At 43.1% G+C, this 20,673-nt stretch carries 11 protein-coding genes; 6 read left to right on the top strand and 5 right to left on the bottom strand.

Annotated elements, in window-relative coordinates; all coding sequences use genetic code 11:
• Positions 1-47: 47 nt before the first annotated feature.
• The 3 genes from glmS to proS all read right to left on the bottom strand — a co-directional run bounded on the left by glmS (position 48) and on the right by proS (position 4,733).
• A complete protein-coding gene (glmS, locus tag B0185_RS04215) occupies positions 48-1,868 on the bottom strand; it encodes a glutamine--fructose-6-phosphate transaminase (isomerizing) (RefSeq protein ID WP_005706420.1) in 1,821 nt (606 codons plus the stop codon).
• Positions 1,869-2,129: 261 nt separating this feature from the next.
• Positions 2,130-2,894: a DeoR/GlpR family DNA-binding transcription regulator gene (locus B0185_RS04210; RefSeq protein ID WP_005706454.1), complete on the bottom strand. Its 765-nt coding sequence runs from the start codon at positions 2,892-2,894 to the stop codon at positions 2,130-2,132.
• Between the two features lie 123 nt (positions 2,895-3,017).
• Positions 3,018-4,733: a proline--tRNA ligase gene (gene proS / locus B0185_RS04205; protein WP_005706442.1), complete on the bottom strand. Its 1,716-nt coding sequence runs from the start codon at positions 4,731-4,733 to the stop codon at positions 3,018-3,020.
• Positions 4,734-5,000: 267 nt separating this feature from the next.
• On the opposite strand from proS, the gene selB reads away from it, so the two are divergent.
• The 3 genes from selB to trkA all read left to right on the top strand — a co-directional run bounded on the left by selB (position 5,001) and on the right by trkA (position 9,744).
• Complete coding sequence (gene selB / locus B0185_RS04200) at positions 5,001-6,869, top strand: selenocysteine-specific translation elongation factor (RefSeq protein WP_005706419.1); 1,869 nt, start codon at positions 5,001-5,003, stop codon at positions 6,867-6,869.
• 49 nt (positions 6,870-6,918) lie between these two features.
• Entirely contained in the window at positions 6,919-8,217 is a 1,299-nt protein-coding gene (gene rsmB, locus B0185_RS04195; RefSeq protein WP_039863221.1) for a 16S rRNA (cytosine(967)-C(5))-methyltransferase RsmB, read from the top strand.
• A 150-nt stretch (positions 8,218-8,367) separates the two neighbouring features.
• Positions 8,368-9,744: a Trk system potassium transporter TrkA gene (gene trkA / locus B0185_RS04190; RefSeq protein ID WP_005706439.1), complete on the top strand. Its 1,377-nt coding sequence runs from the start codon at positions 8,368-8,370 to the stop codon at positions 9,742-9,744.
• 50 nt (positions 9,745-9,794) lie between these two features.
• Here trkA and B0185_RS04185 read toward each other — a convergent pair whose 3' ends face one another.
• Positions 9,795-10,538, bottom strand: coding sequence for a DeoR/GlpR family DNA-binding transcription regulator (locus B0185_RS04185; protein WP_005706456.1), 744 nt, complete (start codon positions 10,536-10,538; stop codon positions 9,795-9,797).
• A 163-nt stretch (positions 10,539-10,701) separates the two neighbouring features.
• Entirely contained in the window at positions 10,702-10,872 is a 171-nt protein-coding gene (locus B0185_RS10220; RefSeq protein ID WP_005706385.1) for a hypothetical protein, read from the bottom strand.
• A gap of 307 nt (positions 10,873-11,179) precedes the next feature.
• Here B0185_RS10220 and B0185_RS04180 point away from each other — a divergent pair, with 307 nt between their 5' ends.
• The 3 genes from B0185_RS04180 to rpoC all read left to right on the top strand — a co-directional run bounded on the left by B0185_RS04180 (position 11,180) and on the right by rpoC (position 20,601).
• Positions 11,180-11,698 carry a hypothetical protein gene (locus B0185_RS04180; RefSeq protein WP_005706405.1) on the top strand — a complete coding sequence of 173 codons (519 nt, stop codon included), beginning with the start codon at positions 11,180-11,182 and terminating at the stop codon, positions 11,696-11,698.
• A 326-nt stretch (positions 11,699-12,024) separates the two neighbouring features.
• Entirely contained in the window at positions 12,025-16,053 is a 4,029-nt protein-coding gene (gene rpoB / locus B0185_RS04175) for a DNA-directed RNA polymerase subunit beta (RefSeq protein WP_005706424.1), read from the top strand.
• A 261-nt stretch (positions 16,054-16,314) separates the two neighbouring features.
• On the top strand, positions 16,315-20,601 hold the full coding sequence (gene rpoC / locus B0185_RS04170) for a DNA-directed RNA polymerase subunit beta' (RefSeq protein WP_005706428.1): 4,287 nt from the start codon (positions 16,315-16,317) through the stop codon (positions 20,599-20,601).
• Positions 20,602-20,673 lie beyond the last annotated feature (72 nt).

Genomic DNA, 20,673 nt, shown 5'->3' with positions numbered 1-20,673 from the left:
TTTGCAAATCGCATCAGGAAAATGACCGCTTGTTTTATTCTTTCAAATTACTCAACCGTCACCGATTTCGCGAGGTTACGTGGTTGATCCACATCAGTCCCTTTAATTAACGCAACGTGGTATGAGAGTAGTTGAAGTGGTACGGTGTAGAAAATTGGAGCAGTTACTTCATCGACTTTCGGGAACACCAAGGTTTTGTAGCCTAAGCCCGCATCGTGGTCGGTGAAGATAAATAATTGACCGCCGCGTGCTTTCACTTCTTCAATGTTTGATTTCACTTTTTCAAGTAAATCATTTTCAGGGGCAACGACAATTACAGGCATTTCGTTGTCGATTAATGCGAGTGGCCCGTGTTTTAATTCGCCCGCTGCGTAGGCTTCCGCATGAATGTATGAAATCTCTTTTAATTTTAACGCCGATTCCATTGCGATTGGGTAGAATTCGCCACGACCTAAGAATAAGCTGTGTTGTTTATCTGCAAAGTCTTCAGAGAGTTTCTCGATCTCTTTTTCGTGCGTTAATGCTGCCTCAATTAACGCTGGCAAACGTTGTAATGCGTGAACGATATCCGCTTCTTGCTCCGCTGAAACATTGCCTTTTAAGCGACCTAATGCTGCTGTTAAAAGTAATAAACAGGTTAATTGGGTCGTGAAAGCTTTAGTTGATGCTACGCCCACTTCTACACCCGCACGGGTCATAAAGGCAAAGTCTGATTCACGTACTAATGATGAGGTAGCTACGTTACAAATCGTCATTGCTGCCATAAAACCTGACGCTTTCGCCAAGCGTAATGCCGCTAAAGTATCTGCTGTTTCTCCAGATTGTGAGATGGTCACTAATAAGCTATTTGGGCGAGTTACGAATTTGCGGTAGCGGAATTCAGAGGCGATTTCTACATCACATGCCACACCTGCAATTGATTCTAACCAATAGCGTGCCACCATCCCTGCGTTGTAAGAAGTACCACACGCGACGATTTGGATATGTTCCACTTTCGATAAAATTTCCGCAGCATTTGGTGCAATAGCTTCTAAATTCACTTTGCCTTCTTTGATGCGGCCATCCAAGGTATTCATAATTGCCACAGGTTGCTCGAAAATTTCTTTCTGCATATAGTGGTGATATTGCCCTTTATCTGCTGCATCTTGCTCAAAGTTGCCTTCGTGAATTTCACGTTCTACTTTGTTGCCGTTGCGGTCGTAAATATCAACTGAAGTACGTGTGATTTCTGCCACATCGCCTTCTTCTAAGTAAGCAAAACGGCGGGTTACACTTAATAGTGCAAGCGGGTCAGAAGCGAGGAAGTTTTCACCGATGCCGTAACCGATAACTAACGGAGAACCTGAACGTGCTACGATTAAATGCTCTGGTTCTTCTTCATTTAATACTACGGTACCGTATGCACCGCGAAGTTGTTTCACGGTTTTTTGCACTGCTTCTAATAATGAATTTGATGTGCGGAATTCCCATTCCACTAAATGGGCGATCACTTCGGTGTCAGTTTGTGATTGGAACACATAACCGCGTGCTTGTAACTCTGCACGCAACTCTTCGTAGTTTTCGATAATACCGTTGTGAACCACCGCAATTTTGCCTGAGCGGTGAGGGTGTGCATTGGCTTCAGAGGGTTCACCGTGGGTTGCCCAGCGGGTGTGTGCTATCCCTGTTCCACCTAATAATGGTTGAGCTTCTAACGCATCATCTAAGGCTTTTACTTTACCCACGCGACGTAAAATATTCATTTGTTTATCTGCACCTAATACGGCAACGCCCGCAGAGTCGTAACCACGATACTCTAAGCGGTGTAATCCATCGACTAAAATTGCTGCTACATCACGTTGTGCTACCGCACCGACAATTCCACACATAAATTTGTTTCCTAATGTTTGTTTAATTTGAGTTTAAATTTATAGATTTATCCGTTTTTTCTTCTGCCAAATCTCCCCTACCCCTCTTTGATAAAGAGGGGAACCTATTCAAACCTAAAACTAATATCGAAACACTTTTAGATAAGTGAATATCTCAAGTGATATTAAAATGCCTTAGATATAATCCCCCTCTTTAGCAAAGAGGGGTAGGGGAGATTTGGCAGTAGTAATTAACGGAGAAAATACACGATAAAATAAGTACTATTTCGCCACAATCACTTCTACGCCGTTTTGTTCAATCAAAACTTTCGTTTCGTAACTTAATTGGCTATCAGTGATGATTTTGTCAATCTTCGACCAATCAAGTTCCACATTGGGCATTTTTCTTCCGATCTTTTGTGATTCGATTAACACAATTACTTCACGGCTTACTTCTGCCATCACTTGGCTTAACCTGACTAACTCATTGAACGTCGTTGTGCCGCGTTCTAAATCTAATCCATCAGCCCCAATAAAAAGCTGGTCAAAATCATAAGAACGAAGGGCATTTTCTGCCACTTTGCCTTGGAAGGATTCTGAGCGAGCATCCCAAGTGCCACCTGTCATTAACACCGTCGGTTCACATTCCAAGGTCGTTAGTTCGCTGGCAAGAGAAAGAGAATTGGTCATAATTACCAAGCCTTTTTGGTTTAAGGCTTTTACCAACGCCCCAGTGGTGCTGCCACTATCAATAATGATGCGATTGTGATCAGAAATAATTTCACAAGCCGCTTTGGCAATAGCTAACTTTTGTTTCGAAAGCTGTTCTTCGTTGTTTTCTTCTTCCATCAATTCCGATGGTATCTTGATTGCTCCACCATAGCGACGTAATAAAAAACCGCCTTCTTCTAACACCCGTAAATCCTTGCGAATGGTGACTTCTGAGGTATCAAAAAACTGAGCAAGGTAATCAACGCTTAATTCATTCTGCTCCATCAGCATAGAAACAATCAGCTGACGGCGTTGTTGCGTATTTCGTTTTGACATAATTTATAAACCATTAAGTTTCGATTCAAAACTTTGTGAATTATAATGAAATTCTGACCGCTTGCAAGTATAAAAAATGGCTAGGGATTACCTAGCCATTGGATTCTTTGCATTGAAGTAGTATTACGCTTTCACATTTTCTTTCAAAAACGCTAACAACTGCTCTTTCGCAATCATCTGTTTTTCGCCTGTGCGGCGGTTTTTGTATTCAATTTCGCCATTGTCTAGGTTTTTCTCGCCGATTACCACCATATGCGGTACGCCGATAAGTTCCATATCGGCGAACATCACGCCTGGGCGTTCTTTACGATCATCAAAAATCACATCAACGCCTTGTGATTGTAAAGTGCGGTAAAGTTCCTCAGCGTATTTTTGTACGCTTTCAGATTTGTGCATATTCATTGGCACAATCGCCACAGTAAATGGTGCAATTTCATCTGATGGCCAGATGATACCGCGCTCATCGTGATGTTGTTCAATGGCTGAAGCCACCACACGAGTTACCCCAATACCGTAGCAACCCATTGTCATCACAAGCGGTTTACCATCTTCGCCTTGAACGGTCGCTTTCATTGCTTCAGAGTATTTTTTACCAAGTTGGAAAATATGCCCCACTTCAATACCACGTTTGATTTGAAGCGTGCCTTTACCATCTGGACTTGGATCGCCTTCAACTACGTTGCGTAAATCAAATACTTCTGGCATTGCAACATCTCGTTCCCAGTTCACATTGAAGTAATGTTTTCCATCGATATTCGCACCACAACTAAAATCAGACATTAACGCCACAGTGCGGTCAATAATTGCAGGAATATTAAGATTTACCGCACCTAATGAACCCACGCCTGCCCCAATTTTCGCTTTGATTTCTGCTTCGTCCGCAAACTCAAGGGGATCTGCTACTAACGGGTGTTTTTGAGCTTTGATTTCATTTAATTCGTGATCGCCACGAATAATCAAGGCAACAAGCGGTTGATTTTCATTAGATCCTTTCACAATCAAGGTTTTTACTGTTTTCTCGATTGGCAAGCTGAATTGCTCTACAAGTTCATTGATCGTTTTCGCATTTGGTGTATCAACTAAACACATTTCTGCCGTTGGTGCTTGGCGTTCGCCTACAGCAATTGCTTCTGCAAGCTCAATATTTGCTGCAAAATCCGATTCTGTTGAGAATACAACATCATCTTCCCCGCTTGATGCCAACACTTGGAACTCGTGCGAAGCAGAACCACCGATAGACCCTGTATCCGCTTGCACCGCACGGAAATCTAAGCCTAAACGGTTAAAAATGTTACTGTACACTTGGTACATCACATCATAGGTTTCTTGCAAACTTTCTTGGGTAGTGTGGAAAGAGTACGCATCTTTCATAATAAATTCACGCGAACGCATTACACCAAAACGAGGGCGCACTTCATCACGGAATTTCGTTTGAATTTGGTATAAATTAAGTGGAAGTTGTTTGTATGAAGAAACTTCTCGGCGGACTAAATCTGTAATCACTTCCTCGTGGGTTGGCCCAAGTACAAAGTTACGGTTTCCGCGGTCTTCAAAACGAAGGAGCTCAGGGCCATATTGATCCCAACGACCAGACTCTTCCCATAATTCTGCAGGTTGCACCACGGGCATTAATACCTCGATTGCACCGCCTTTGTTCATCTCTTCGCGAATAATCTTTTCTACTTTTTTCAATACACGAATACCCGTCGGCAACCAGTTATATAAACCTGATGCCATCGGGCGAATCATACCTGCACGTAGCATTAACTGGTGGCTTACCACTTGAGCATCATTTGGCGTTTCTTTAAGAGTGGAGAATAAATATTGACTTGTACGCATTGTTTTTCCTATTTGTAAATTTAAATTATTCCGAATGTATGCCAAGACATTTGTAGGGGTGGGGTTTATCCCCGCCCTCTGTATAAATGGATATATTGGGAGGGGATAAACCCCTCCCCTACGTAAAAATTACGTTAAGGCTTATCTTGTCGTCTCTAATTGCACAATAAATAAATTTATTTGCAAAAATAGGGCTATTTTAGCGTAAAAAGGCGGGGTGTGGTATGATTGCCCACAATAAATACAGAAATTCAGCAAGGGGATAAGATGATTGTTGTTACCGCAGGTCACGTCGATCACGGCAAAACCGCACTACTGCAAGCCTTAACGGGCACAAACACGGCACACTTACCTGAAGAGAAAAAACGTGGGCTGACCATTGATTTGGGCTACGCTTATCTGCCGATCAAAACGCCAAACGGCAAGGAGGATATTCTTGGCTTTATCGATGTGCCAGGGCATCAACGCTTTTTGTCGAATATGCTTGCAGGCGTAGGCGGTATTCAGCACGCTTTGTTGGTAGTTTCCGCCGAAGAGGGCATTAAGCCGCAAACCGAAGAGCATCTTGAGATTCTGAAATTGCTCCGTTTTTCGCATATTATGCTGGTGATTACCAAAGCAGATCGTGCGGAAACAAACCAAATCGAACAGCTAATTCATTCCATTCAAAGCCGTTATCCTTTCTTAGCGGAAGTACCTGTTTTTGTGACTTCAGCACATACAGGACAGGGCATTGAAGCGTTAAAAAATTATCTGATTGCCCTTAATGCACAAGCTAAAAGTGCAATCGACAAACCGTTTCGCTATGCGATTGACCGTGTGTTCAACGTAAAAGGTGCAGGGCTGGTGGTTACGGGCACAGCAGTGGCGGGGCAGGTTAAAATTGGCTCGGAATTTTACCTCTCAAGCGGTCAAAAAGTGCGGATAAAAGGCATTCACGCTCAAAATAGTCCGTCGGAAATCGGCTTGGCAGGGCAGCGTTTGGCACTCAACATTGCGAACGTGGAAAAAGAGCAGGTGCAGCGTGGTGATTGGATTACCGAACTTGTGCCACAGTTCATGACTGACCGCATTACTGTGCGGTTCAACGTGATTCAGCCGTTAAAAGAGAGTGCCGTCGCCCATCTTTACCATTTTGCCTCGCACGTAACAGGCAAAGTGAGCTTGCTCAACGCTAAACAAGCGGTTGAAAATGGCGATTATTTTGCAGAAATTTTGCTAGATGAGCCGTTGCACATTGCGGTAAACGACAGATTGATTATTCGCAGTGGCGATGACCGACAAACGCTTGGCAGTGCGGAGGTGTTGGAGATTCATTCGCCTAAACGCCATAAACGTAGTGAAGCTCGTCTTGCTTTTGTCAATGAATTGGCAAAAACAACCGCTTGCGATGATTTTACTGCTCGTCTGGCGTTGGTGTTGCAAAATCGTGCTTTGACGTTGGATTTCTTGCTTTGGGCAGAACAGCGTTTTGCTAGCCAATTACCTGAAAATACAGATGCGATAGTTTATGATAAGTGGATTTTCTCCTGCAAATTTAAGCAACAAATCCAGCAAAGAATGGTCGAGAAACTAACGGAATATCATGCCAACCATCAAGACCAACTAGGGCTTTCTAAAGCTCGCCTTTATCGCATGGCGGTGCTTGAACAGCCTGAAGGTTTGGCGTTGCAATGGCTGAATGAATTAGTAGAAGAAGGCGTGCTGGCTCAAACGCGTGGTTGGGTGCATCTGCCTGAGCATCGCATTGAGTTTTCGGCAACAGAATTGCAAATTTGGCAACAAATTCGACCGCTTTTTGAAGCTACTAATCAAGCCCTTTGGGTGCGAGAAATCGCAACCGAGCTTAGCCTTGATGAAACGGATACGCGAAACTTGCTCTACAAAGCAGGAAAACTGGGCTATGCCGTGCCAATTGTCAAAGATCGCTTCTTACTTGCTGAACAAATCCAACAATTCGCAAGCTGGATTAAAGCATTTGTGCAAACCCACGGTGAGATTTCTGTTAATCAATTACGCGATGAATTGCAATATGGACGCAAACTTACCGTGCAGTTGATGGAGTATTTTGATCGCACAGGTTTCCTCCGTCGTAAAGGGAATGTGCATCTGTTGAGGGATGCGGAGAGTTTTTAATATTACCCCTCTTTGCTAAAGAGGGGGAATGTTCTTAGAAAAATATATGATGAAAAAAAAATCCCCTCGTGCGGTTGCCGCACAAATTATTTTAGAGGTGTTGGATCAGGGCAAATCGCTTTCTACCCTCATCCCTGAAGCTCACCATCAGCTTGAGCCAAAAGATTTACCGTTGGTGCAAGAGGTGACGTTTGGCATCTGTCGTGTGTTGCCTCGTTTGGAAAGCATCATCAAGCAGTTAGTGGAAAAACCGCTCAAGGGTAAAATCCGCTTGGTGCATTGCTTGCTGTTGGTTGGGTTGTATCAACTGCTTTATATGCGTGTGCCAGCTCACGCGGCAGTGGATGAAGTGGTGAATGCGACTAAAACGCTGAAACTCGACAGCTTCCGTGCTCTAACTAACGGCGTGTTGCGTCGTTTCCTGCGTGAGCAAGAGCAAATTCTCGCTGTAGTCGATAAACATTGGCAAACGCTTCACCCTGAATGGTTTGTGAATAAAATCAAAAAAGCCTATCCGCATTGGCGTGAGATTGTAGAGGCGAATAATCAGCGTCCACCGATGTGGGTTCGTGCCAACGTGCAGCATATTCAGCCGAAAGATTATGTGGCTTTATTGGGCGAGTTAGCAAATCAACGTGAAAATCCGCCCGCTTGCGTGCCTGATTGTGCTATTTTACTTGAGAATCCAGTGTCGGTAAACCAATTGCCTCACTTCGAACAAGGCTGGGCGACGGTGCAAGATGCTCACGCTCAATGGTCAGCTGAGTTGCTCGACGCTCAAAATGGTGAAACGATTTTAGATGCCTGTGCCGCGCCTGGTGGCAAAACCACACATATTCTTGAAAAAGCCCCGCAAGCGGTCGTTTTTGCGTTAGATATTGAAGAAAATCGCTTGAAACGTGTGCGGGAGAATTTAATGCGTCTCAACCAAGCTGCGACGGTGATTTGTGGCGATGCCAGCCAGCCTGATACGTGGCTTGAAAAGGGCGTAATGTTCGACCGCATTCTGCTTGATGCACCTTGTTCGGCAACGGGGGTGATTCGTCGTCATCCTGATATTAAATGGCTTCGCAAAGAAGCGGACATTACTGAACTTGCCAACTTGCAAGCTAAGATTTTAGAGGCACTTTGGGCAAGATTAAAACCAAACGGCATTTTGCTTTATGCGACTTGCTCGATTTTGCCAGAAGAGAACAGCTTGCAAATTCAACGTTTCCTTGAAAATCACTCGGATGCTGAAGCGGTGGAGATGGATTTTCACGGTGAAAAAGTGACCGAAAAACAATTCTTCCCTCAGCCCAACGGCGGGGATGGATTCTTTTATGCGAAGTTAAAAAAAGCGGGTTGATAAGAACAATATAATTCGTAGCAATCTCGTTTTGTGTAGGGGCGGGGTTTATCCCCGCCCGAAATCAATATCAATGATATGTTTTATTGGATGGGGATAAACCCCACCCCTACGCAAATGAGGGTAATACAATAAAAATAAAAAATCATTATGAAAATAATCATCCTCGGAGCGGGGCAGGTGGGCTCGACGCTGGCAGCTTCGCTTTCTAATGACGAAAACGACATCACGCTGATTGATGATCGCCAAGATTTGCTTGATAAATTGCAGGAAAAGCACGATTTACGCGTGCTAAAAGGCAATGGGGCATCGCCTCGTATTTTGCGACAGGCGGGAGCGAACGATGCAGATATGTTGGTGGCGGTGACCGATAGTGATGAAATCAATATGATCGCCAGTCAAGTTGCGTATAGTTTGTTCAAAGTGCCGACTAAGATTGTGCGAATTCGTAATAGTGACTATGTGCGTGAGCGTGAACATCTGTTCGGCAACGATAATTTACCGATAGACCACGTGATTGCACCTGAATTGTTGGTGCAAAAGGATATTTTACGTCTGATTAACTATCCTGGGGCGTTGCAAGTGGCACATTTTGCCGATGATTTGGTCAGCCTTGTTAGCACGAAAGCCTATTACGGTGGACCTTTGGTCGGTTACCCAATTTCTGCCTTGCACGATCATCTACCTTATATTGATGCTCGCATTGTGGCAATTTTCCGCCAAGATCGTGCCATTATCCCGCAAGGCTCGACTATTATCGAAGCAGGTGATGAAGTTTTCTTTATCTGTGAAACGCAAAACATCAAGGCGATTATGAGTGAGCTGCAACGTTTGGAGCGTCCGCATAAACGAGTGATGATTGTAGGTGGTGGCTCAATCGGATTAGGGTTAGCGAAGGATTTGGAAAATCAGTGCAGCGTGAAAATCATTGAGCGAAGCCGTGAAAAAGCTGAAGTACTTTCAACTAAGCTAGAAAAAGCCCTTGTGTTACAAGGCGATGCGTCGGATCAAGAGTTGCTTTTTGAAGAGCATATCGAAAATATTGATCTTTTCCTTGCCTTAACCAGCGACGATGAAGCCAATATCATGGCAGCACTGTTGGCAAAACGTTTAGGGGCGAAAAAAGCGATTGTGTTAGTGCAACGGATGTCTTATTTGCACTTAATTCAAGGCGGAACGATTGATATTGCGATGTCACCACAGCAATCGACTATTTCTGCACTTTCTAGCTATGTTCGCAAAGGCGATATTGTGAAAGTGGTTTCGCTCAAACAAGGTTTAGCTGAAGGGATTGAAGTGGTTGCCCACGGTGATGAGGAGTCTTCCAAAGTGGTAGGGAGAAAAGTACGAGAGCTTAAGCTTCCGCAAGGGGCGATTGTTGGGGCAATTGTGCGAGATAGTCAGGTGATGATTGCCCACAAATCCACTGAAATCCAAGCTGAAGACCGTGTGATTTTGTTCGTAAACGATAAAAAACACGTGAGTGAAATTGAAAAATTGTTCCAAGTAAGTTCGTTTTTCTTATAGCGATTTTAGGCATAAAAACACCGACCAAGCGGTCGGTTTTCTTTTGCAAATTACCAAATTACTTCTACGCAGTTTTGATACTGCGGTAACAACTCATCAGTAATCGGTTCGTCAGTAAACAGTTTATCAATTTCTGTCAATTTACAAAGTCTGAACACATCTTTTCGTTCAATTTTGGAGTGATCGGCAACTAAGAATTTTTGCTTGCTCATTGCAAGTACTTTACGTTTAAATGGCAAATTAAGTTGGTTAGATTCCCAAATTGCTCCTTCATAAATGCCTGTGCACGAGAAAATTGCCATATCAATATGTAAGCGTGAGAACAGATGTTCGGAAAAAGGGCCGTAGAAAGCATCATATTTTTCGGAATAAATACCGCCTGTGGCGATGGTTTCGATGTGAGGTTTATAGGCGAGGGCGTGGATGATACGCATTGAGCTGGTAATGATTTTACACGGAATATTAGGCAGACGTTGGGCGATATACCACGCGGTTGAGCTGGCATCAAGCACAATCACCGCATCTTCAAAAATCTGCTCGCGAATTAGCTCGGCAATGTGTTTTTTGCCGTCATTATGGGATTTCTTACGGGTAGAAAAAGATTGTCCAATATTCTGGCTTTGCAAACTCATCGCTCCCCCGTGTGTGCGATAGAGCTTGTTTTGGTCAGCGAGTTTGTTTAAATCGCGTCGGATAGTTTCAATCGATACCCCTAAACTTTCGGCAAGTTCTGCCGAACCTGCCTCTTCATACTCTTTTAAGTAATCTAAAATCAGCTCGTGGCGTTTTCCCATCGTCACATCCTGTGGTTTGTCGGAAAAGAATTTACCAATTTTGAGTGAAATCAGACCGCTTGTCGAGCAAGAAAGGCGAAAATTGGGAGGGGGATCACAAAATTCATTAACATAAAACTTTGTTCGTAGGGTGTGTGAAACAAAGGTTCACGCACGTAAGCGGTTAATTTTTATTGAGGTTTTGCGAAAATGTGTGTGGATTTTGCAAATCCGCACACGATACATTTTCTAGAGGTATTTTTGTAATGCTTTCAACTTTAGCTACGAGTTTTTTCTCAATCATAACCATTTGTTCTGTACTTTTTATTAAGCGATTGAAGAGATTTTTATCCATTATCCTTTTCTTCATCAAAAGAAATAAATGTTGATTTTTCAAAGAAGTATACTTCTTTTAGTTGTTATTGACATAACAACTAAACAATATTGATGAATTAAATTTATGAGGTGTTAGCTATGTCAGATAGTTTTAAAAATAGCCCTGAATATGATGATTGGATTGAATCAGGTGGGCGTGATTCAGATTACGAATACTATTACAATAAATGGTATCGTAGAACTCACGGGTAATTAGGAAATGGCAAGCTAATTTATTGATGAATTAGCTTGCTTTTTATTTGTTATTTAAATAGGAGATTTGGTATATGGGACTTTTCGATTTTATTGATGAAGTTGTTTCAAAAGCTACGGATTTTGTGACAGATGCAGTAGAAAGTGCAGTTTCAACAGTAGGCGATGTTACAATGGGAGCGTTAGATGTTACGCTCAACACTATTGAAAAAAGTGTTGATCTAGTCGGTGATGGGATTTCTGCAACAGTTGAAACAGTGAGCGATGCAACGGATGCTGTTTCAGATTTTGCGAAAGAAAATCCGACTGTAACAACAGTGGCAGTTGCAGCAGCAGGTGTAGCAGCTGCAACCGTTGCAGCACCAACAATCGCAACAACACTAGGTGCAAGCGGCGTGTTAGGTACGGCAAGTACAGGCACGGCAATTAATACGTTAAGCGGAGCAGCTCTTAAAAGTGCTTCATTAGCTAAAATTGGCGGTGGTGCTAAAGCTGTTGGTGGCTTAGGCGTTGCAGGTGGCAAGGGCGTTATTGGTGCAACTGGTGGAGTTTTGGGCGGTGGTATAGGAAATAATTTTTCTTCTGATAAATAGAACTTTAATCGCTCAAATTTTCGCAAAAAATTTGCTAAAAAAGCAGAAATCTTTTATAATCTCCAACCATTTTTGTATAAGTATTCGGCTGACGGTTTCTCGTCAGCCTTTTGTGCTTTATAAAAAAGTAAGTCTGTTTGTCATTTTATGGGCTTGTTTGCAAATTCCTTCCCCTTTTTAACCGCTTGCAGTAGTGATTTTTGACTCAAGAGAGGAAAAAGGAAAATGACACATCGTACTCTATTTTAATGCCACTTCCAGCCGAGTTTTCTCGTGTGGATTGTGAAATCTCAACCAAATACATAAAAATCAGAGGCTATCTACAAATGGCATACTCATATTCCGAGAAAAAGCGTATTCGTAAGAGCTTTGGTAAACGTCCACAAGTTCTGAACGTACCTTATCTATTAACTCTCCAACTTGATTCTTACGAGAAATTTATTCAACAAGATTCAGAAGGACAACAAGGTTTAGAAGCGGCATTCCGTTCTGTATTCCCGATTGTGAGCAACAACGGTGCAACAGAATTACAATACGTTTCTTACGAACTTGGTGAACCTGTTTTTGACGTACGTGAATGTCAAATTCGTGGCACAACCTATGCTGCTCCATTACGTGTGAAATTACGTTTAGTGACTTTTGACCGCGAAGCTGCAGCAGGCACGGTAAAAGATATTAAAGAACAGAACGTGTATATGGGCGAAATCCCATTAATGACAGACAACGGTACTTTCGTCATCAACGGTACTGAGCGTGTTATCGTTTCACAATTACACCGTAGCCCAGGCGTATTCTTCGATTCTGACAAAGGTAAAACCCACTCTTCAGGTAAAGTGCTTTATAACGCACGTATTATTCCTTACCGTGGTTCTTGGTTAGATTTCGAGTTCGATCCGAAAGATAACTTATATGCACGTATCGACCGTCGTCGTAAATTACCAGCAACGATCATTCTTCGTGCATTAGGCTACACAACTGAAGAAATCCTTTCGATGTTCTTCGAAAAAGTGAAGTTCACCGTTTCAAGCGATAACAAGTTACAAATGGAACTTGTGGCTGAGCGTTTACGTGGTGAAACAGCGTTATTCGACATTGAAGCAGATGGCAAAGTTTACGTAGAAAAAGGTCGTCGTATCACGGCAAAACACACGCGTGATTTAGCGAAAGCAGGCGTGACCAAAATTGATGTGCCAGTGGAATACATCGTAGGCAAAGTATCTGCGAAAGACTATGTGAATTTAGAAACAGGCGAGATCATCTGTCCTGCGAATATGGAAATCTCTTTAGAAATGTTAGCGAATCTTTCACAGGCAGGTTACAAAGAGATCGAAGTATTATTCACGAACGATTTAGACCATGGTCCTTATATTTCTGAAACGTTACGTGTAGATCCAACTTACGACCGTTTATCAGCGTTAGTGGAAATCTATCGTATGATGCGTCCAGGCGAGCCACCAACAAAAGAGGCTGCAGAAGGCTTATTCGATAATATGTTCTTCTCAACAGAGCGTTATGACTTATCAGCAGTAGGTCGTATGAAATTCAACCGCTCGTTAGGCATTGCAAAAGGCGAAGATTCAGGCGTATTAAGCAACGACGACATCATTGGTGTGATGAGGAAACTCATCGAAATCCGTAATGGTCGTGGTGAAGTAGACGATATTGACCACTTAGGTAACCGTCGTATTCGCAGCGTGGGCGAAATGGCAGAAAACCAATTCCGTATTGGTTTAGTACGTGTAGAACGTGCAGTGCGTGAGCGTTTATCTTTAGGCGATTTAGACGGTGTTACTCCACAAGATTTAATCAATGCGAAACCAATTTCTGCAGCAGTAAAAGAGTTCTTTGGTTCATCACAACTTTCGCAATTTATGGACCAAAATAACCCGCTTTCAGAGGTAACACACAAACGTCGTATCTCTGCACTTGGCCCAGGCGGTTTAACTCGTGAGCGTGCAGGCTTTGAGGTTCGAGACGTACACCCGACCCACTATGGTCGTTTATGTCCAATCGAAACCCCAGAGGGTCCAAACATCGGTTTGATCAACTCACTTTCTGTGTATGCACGTACTAATAACTATGGCTTCTTAGAAACCCCATTCCGTAAAGTGGTGAATGGTCAAGTAACCGAAGATATTGAGTACTTATCTGCGATTGAAGAAGGTAAATACGTTATTGCACAGGCGAACTCAAACTTAGACGAAGAGTTCCGCTTTACCGATACTTATGTAACCTGCCGTGAGCAAGGCGAATCTGGTTTATATAAACCAGAAGATGTTCACTATATGGACATTTCAACCCAACAAGTGGTGTCTGTGGCTGCTGCACTTATTCCGTTCCTGGAGCACGACGATGCGAACCGTGCGTTGATGGGTGCGAACATGCAACGTCAGGCAGTTCCAACATTACGTGCGGACAAACCATTAGTTGGTACGGGTATGGAAAAACCAATCGCACTTGATTCTGGTGTGGCGGTTGTTGCAAAACGCGGTGGTATAGTGCAATACGTTGATGCATCACGTATCGTGGTGAAAGTCAATGAAGATGAAACAATTTCAGGCGAAGCGGGTATTGATATTTACAACTTAATTAAATACACCCGTTCAAACCAAAACACCTGTATCAACCAAATTCCTTGCGTGAACTTAGGCGAACCAGTGGCACGTGGTGAGATCTTAGCGGATGGTCCTTCAACAGATTTAGGTGAATTAGCATTAGGTCAAAACATTCGCGTGGCATTTATGCCTTGGAATGGTTATAACTTCGAAGACTCAATGCTAGTGTCTGAGCGTGTGGTTCAAGAAGACCGCTTCACAACAATCCACATTCAAGAATTATCTTGTGTAGCACGTGATACCAAGTTAGGTGCGGAAGAGATCACTGCGGATATTCCAAACGTGGGTGAATCTGCATTAAGCAAACTAGATGAATCAGGTATCGTTTATGTGGGTGCGGAAGTTAAAGGTGGCGACATCTTAGTGGGTAAAGTAACCCCTAAAGGCGAAACCCAATTAACGCCAGAAGAAAAACTTTTACGTGCAATCTTTGGTGAGAAAGCGTCTGATGTAAAAGACTCTTCATTACGCGTACCAAACGGCACTTCAGGTACGGTTATTGATGTTCAAGTCTTCACGCGTGATGGTGTACAAAAAGATAAACGTGCATTAGAAATCGAAGAAATGCAGCTTCGTGAAGCGAAAAAAGACTTAACCGAAGAGTTAGAGATCTTAGAAGCGGGCTTATTCGCACGTGTACGTAGCCTTTTAGTGGAAGGTGGCATTGCTGAAGCAACATTAGATGGCGTAAACCGTGAAAAATGGTTAGAACAAACGCTTGAAGATGAAGCGAAACAAAACCAATTAGAACAACTTGCAGAACAATATGATGAATTACGCAAAGAGTTCGAACGTAAACTTGAAGTGAAACGTAACAAGATTATTCAAGGCGATGATTTAGCTCCTGGCGTGTTAAAAGTGGTGAAAGTATATCTTGCTGTGAAACGCCAAATCCAACCAGGGGATAAAATGGCGGGTCGTCACGGTAACAAAGGGGTTATCTCAAAAATCAACCCAGTTGAAGATATGCCATACGACGAAAACGGTCAGCCTGTGGAAATCGTGTTGAACCCTCTGGGCGTTCCATCACGTATGAACATCGGTCAGATCTTAGAAACCCACTTAGGTTTAGCGGCGAAAGGTATTGGTGACCAAATCAATGCGATGATTAAACAGCAACAATCAGTAGCGAAATTACGTGAATATATCCAAAAAGCGTATGATTTAGGTCACGGTTCACAAAAAGTGGATTTAAGCACCTTCTCTGATGAAGAGATTATGCGTTTAGCTGAAAACCTTCGTAAAGGCTTACCGCTTGCAACACCAGTGTTTGATGGTGCACACGAAAGCGAAATCAAAGGCTTATTAGAGCTTGGCGGCTTACCAACATCAGGTCAAATTACCTTATTTGATGGTCGCACAGGGGAGAAATTCGAGCGTCCTGTAACCGTAGGTTATATGTATATGCTCAAATTGAACCACTTAGTTGATGATAAAATGCACGCTCGTTCAACAGGTTCTTATAGTCTTGTTACTCAACAACCGCTTGGTGGTAAAGCACAATTCGGTGGTCAGCGTTTCGGTGAGATGGAGGTTTGGGCATTAGAAGCATATGGTGCGGCTTACACTCTACAAGAAATGCTTACAGTGAAATCGGATGACGTGAACGGTCGTACGAAGATGTATAAAAACATCGTAGATGGTACGCACTACATGGAACCAGGTATTCCAGAGTCGTTCAACGTAATCACCAAAGAAATCCGTGCATTAGCGATTGATATGGAGTTGGATGAGGCGTAATTAGAGGTTAACGGAGAAAGAAAATCTCCCTTCTTTAGCAAAGAGGGGCTGGGGGAGATTTGATAGCAATGTGAAATTTCCCAGTGTACTCCGTTTTTACTTCTGCCAAATTTCCCCTAACTCCTCTTTACTAAAGAGGGGGACTGGAACAAGCGGTCAAATTTGCAAAAAATTTTACAAATCGAACCGCTTGCAATCGAAAAAATTTTATAAGGTGGGCGAAGCCTGCCAAGCAAAACAACCTCAAACTAGGGGCAAAAAGTGAAAGACTTAGTTAAGTTTTTAAAAGCACAATCTAAATCAAATGATGATTTTGATGTAATTAAAATCGGTTTAGCCTCACCAGATAAGATTCGTTCTTGGTCTTTTGGTGAAGTCAAAAAACCAGAAACCATCAACTACCGTACCTTCAAACCTGAGCGTGATGGTCTTTTCTGTGCACGTATTTTCGGGCCGGTAAAAGATTACGAATGTTTATGTGGCAAATACAAACGCTTAAAACACCGCGGTGTAATTTGTGAAAAATGTGGCGTTGAAGTAACCCAAACTAAAGTTCGTCGTGATCGTATGGGTCATATCGAATTAGCTTGCCCTGTGGCACACATCTGGTTCTTAAAATCATTACCGTCCCGTATCGGTTTGATTTTAGATATGCCATTGCGTGATATTGAACGTGTGCTTTATTTCGAAAGCTATGTGGTAACAGAACCAGGTATGACTGATTTAGAAAAAGGTCAGTTATTAACTGAAGAACAGTTCATAGACGCGGAAGAGCGTTGGGGTGATGAGTTCGATGCGAAAATGGGTGCAGAAGGTATCCAAGCGTTATTACGCGATATGGATTTAGAGCACCAATGTGAGATGATGCGTGAAGAGTTACAAGAAACTAACTCTGAAACCAAACGCAAAAAAATCACGAAACGCTTAAAACTATTAGAAGCATTCCAACAATCTGGCAACAAACCAGAGTGGATGGTAATGACTGTGTTACCAGTGCTTCCACCAGATTTACGTCCATTAGTACCACTTGATGGTGGTCGTTTTGCGACATCAGATCTGAACGATTTATACCGTCGTGTGATCAACCGTAATAACCGTTTAAAACGCTTATTAGACCTCGTAGCACCAGATATCATCGTACGTAACGAAAAACGTATGTTGCAAGAATCTGTGGATGCGTTATTAGACAACGGTCGTCGTGGTCGTGCAATTACAGGTTCAAACAAACGTCCATTAAAATCTTTGGCAGATATGATCAAAGGTAAACAAGGTCGTTTCCGTCAAAACTTGTTAGGTAAACGTGTTGACTATTCAGGTCGTTCGGTAATTACCGTAGGTCCATACTTACGTCTTCACCAATGTGGTTTACCGAAAAAAATGGCATTGGAATTATTCCGTCCATTTATTTATTCAAAATTAGAATCTCGTGGTATTGCATCAACAATTAAAGCTGCGAAGAAAATGGTTGAGCGTGAAGAACCGATCGTATGGGATATTCTTGCAGAAGTTATCCGCGAACACCCGATTCTTCTAAACCGTGCGCCAACTCTTCACCGTTTAGGTATTCAAGCGTTTGAGCCAATTCTTATCGAAGGTAAAGCAATCCAGCTACACCCACTTGTTTGTGCGGCGTTCAACGCGGACTTCGATGGTGACCAAATGGCGGTTCACGTTCCATTAACGTTAGAAGCACAGTTAGAAGCACGTGCGTTAATGATGTCAACCAACAACGTACTTTCACCAGCAAGTGGTGACCCAATTATCGTTCCATCTCAAGACGTTGTATTAGGTTTGTACTATATGACGCGTGAGAAAGTAAACGGTAAAGGTGAAGGAATGTACTTCTTAGACCCTCGCGAAGCGGAAAAAGCGTATCGCACAGGTCAAGCAGAGTTACACTCACGTGTTAAAGTACGTATTACTGAATATGTGAAAAATGAAGTGGGCGAATTTGAGCCAAAAACTTCATTGATCGATACCACAGTTGGTCGTGCAATTTTATGGATGATCGCACCGAAAGGTATGCCATACAAATTGTTCAACCAAACGTTAGGTAAAAAAGCGATTTCTAAGCTTATTAACGAATGTTACCGTCGTTTAGGCTTGAAAGAATCTGTATTACTTGCTGACCAAGTAATGTATACAGGTTTCGCATATGCGGCACGTTCTGGTGCATCAGTGGGTATCAACGATATGGTGATCCCAGCACAAAAAGAAGAGATCATCCGTGCAGCAGAAGCTGAAGTTGCTGAGATCCAAGAGCAATTTAACTCAGGTTTAGTAACCGCAGGCGAACGTTATAACAAAGTAATCGATATTTGGGCAGCGGCGAACGAACGCGTGGCAAAAGCGATGATGGATAACCTTTCAACGGAAGAAGTGATTAACCGTGAAGGTAACCCAGAAAAACAAGCTTCATTCAACAGCATCTTTATGATGGCGGACTCTGGTGCACGTGGTTCTGCAGCACAGATTCGTCAGTTAGCAGGTATGCGTGGTTTGATGGCTCGTCCAGATGGCTCGATCATCGAAACCCCAATTACGGCAAACTTCCGTGAAGGCTTGAACGTTCTTCAGTACTTTATTTCAACCCACGGTGCACGTAAAGGTCTTGCCGATACGGCGTTGAAAACGGCGAACTCTGGTTACTTAACGCGTCGTTTAGTAGACGTAGCACAAGACTTAGTAATCATCGAAGACGATTGTGGTACTTCAGAAGGTATCGTAATGACGCCTCACATTGAAGGTGGTGATGAAAAAGTACCATTACGCGAATTAGTATTAGGTCGTGTAGCGGCTGAAGACGTATTAAAACCAGGTTCAGAAGAAGTATTAATTCCACGTAACACCTTAATCGACGAAAAATGGTGTGATGTAATCGACGAAAACTCTGTAGATAGCATCAAAGTACGTTCAGTAGTAACTTGTGATACCGACTTCGGTGTGTGTGCGAAATGTTACGGCCGTGACTTGGCACGTGGTCACTTGATCAACCAAGGTGAAGCGGTGGGTGTTATCGCAGCGCAATCAATCGGTGAACCAGGTACACAGTTAACGATGCGTACGTTCCACATCGGTGGTGCGGCATCTGCGGCAGCCAAAGAGTCTAGCGTACAAGTGAAAAATAACGGTACTATTAAGTTAGCAAATGCGAAATTCGTTACTAACAAAGATGGCAAGTTGGTATTAACTTCACGTAACACTGAATTAACCGTGATCGACACCTTCGGTCGTACCAAAGAGAACTATAAAGTCCCTTACGGTGCAGTGCTTTCTAAACACGACGGCGATGAAGTGGCAGTAGGCGAAGTAGTTGCAAACTGGGATCCGCATACTATGCCTGTTATCTCAGAGGTATCAGGTCGCATCCAATTCAGCGACATCGTCGATGGTTTAACCGTTACTCGTCAAACTGATGAATTAACAGGTTTATCATCTATCGTGGTACAAGATGTGGGTGAACGTGCAACTGCAGGTAAAGATTTACGTCCAGCATTACGCTTAGTGGATGCAAACGGTAATGATATCTTAATCCCTGGCACAGATGTTCCAGCACAATACTTCTTACCAGGTAAAGCAATCGTAACGCTTGACGACGGTGCAGAAATTGGCGTGGGTGAAGCGTTAGCACGTATTCCACAAGAATCTGTGGGTACGAAAGATATTACCGGTGGTCTTCCACGTGTTGCAGACTTATTCGAAGCACGTAAACCGAAAGAACCAGCAATCCTTGCGGAAATCTCAGGTATCGTTTCATTCGGTAAAGAAACCAAAGGTAAACGTCGCTTAGTAATCACTCCTGCAGAGGGCGAAGCATACGAAGAAATGATTCCAAAATGGCGTCAGCTCAACGTATTTGAAGGCGAAATGGTACAACGTGGTGACGTAATCTCTGATGGTGCAGAAACGCCACACGATATCTTACGTTTACGCGGTGTACACGCAGTAACTAACTACATTGTGAACGAAGTACAAGAAGTTTACCGCTTACAAGGGGTAAAAATTAACGATAAACATATCGAAGTTATCGTTCGCCAAATGTTGCGTAAAGCCATCATCACCAACGCTTACGACTCAGAATTCCTTGAAGGGGAACAAGTGGAAGTGGCACGCGTGAAAATTGCGAACCGCAAACGTGCAGCCGAAGGCAAACCGTTGGTAGAATTTGAACGTGAATTGCTTGGTATCACCAAAGCATCACTTGCGACTGAGTCATTTATCTCAGCAGCATCGTTCCAAGAAACTACACGCGTATTAACTGAAGCAGCGGTGGCGGGTAAACAAGACGAATTACGTGGCTTGAAAGAGAACGTCATCGTGGGTCGTTTAATCCCAGCGGGTACAGGTTTTGCTTACCACAAAGCACGTGCAGAAAAACGTGCTGCGGCAGCTGCAGGACAAGCGGTTGATTTTGCAGAAACTTTTGCAAATCCAACTAACAGCTTTGCTACTGATGCTGACATCGAAGCCGAATTTGAATTCGTGGCTGATGATGCAACGCAAAGTTTAGCTGCGTTGTTAAACGCAGAAATGGAAGCGGAAGAGTAATCCAGAAGGTGGGCTAAAAGCCCACCGTTAAGAGATAGAAAAGCCCTCAGAGCTTAAAGTCCTGAGAGCTTT

It is taken from the genome of Haemophilus parahaemolyticus, assembly GCF_002015035.1.
GTDB lineage: Bacteria > Pseudomonadota > Gammaproteobacteria > Enterobacterales > Pasteurellaceae > Haemophilus_A > Haemophilus_A parahaemolyticus.
This window is presented reverse-complemented; position numbering and strand designations above follow the sequence as displayed.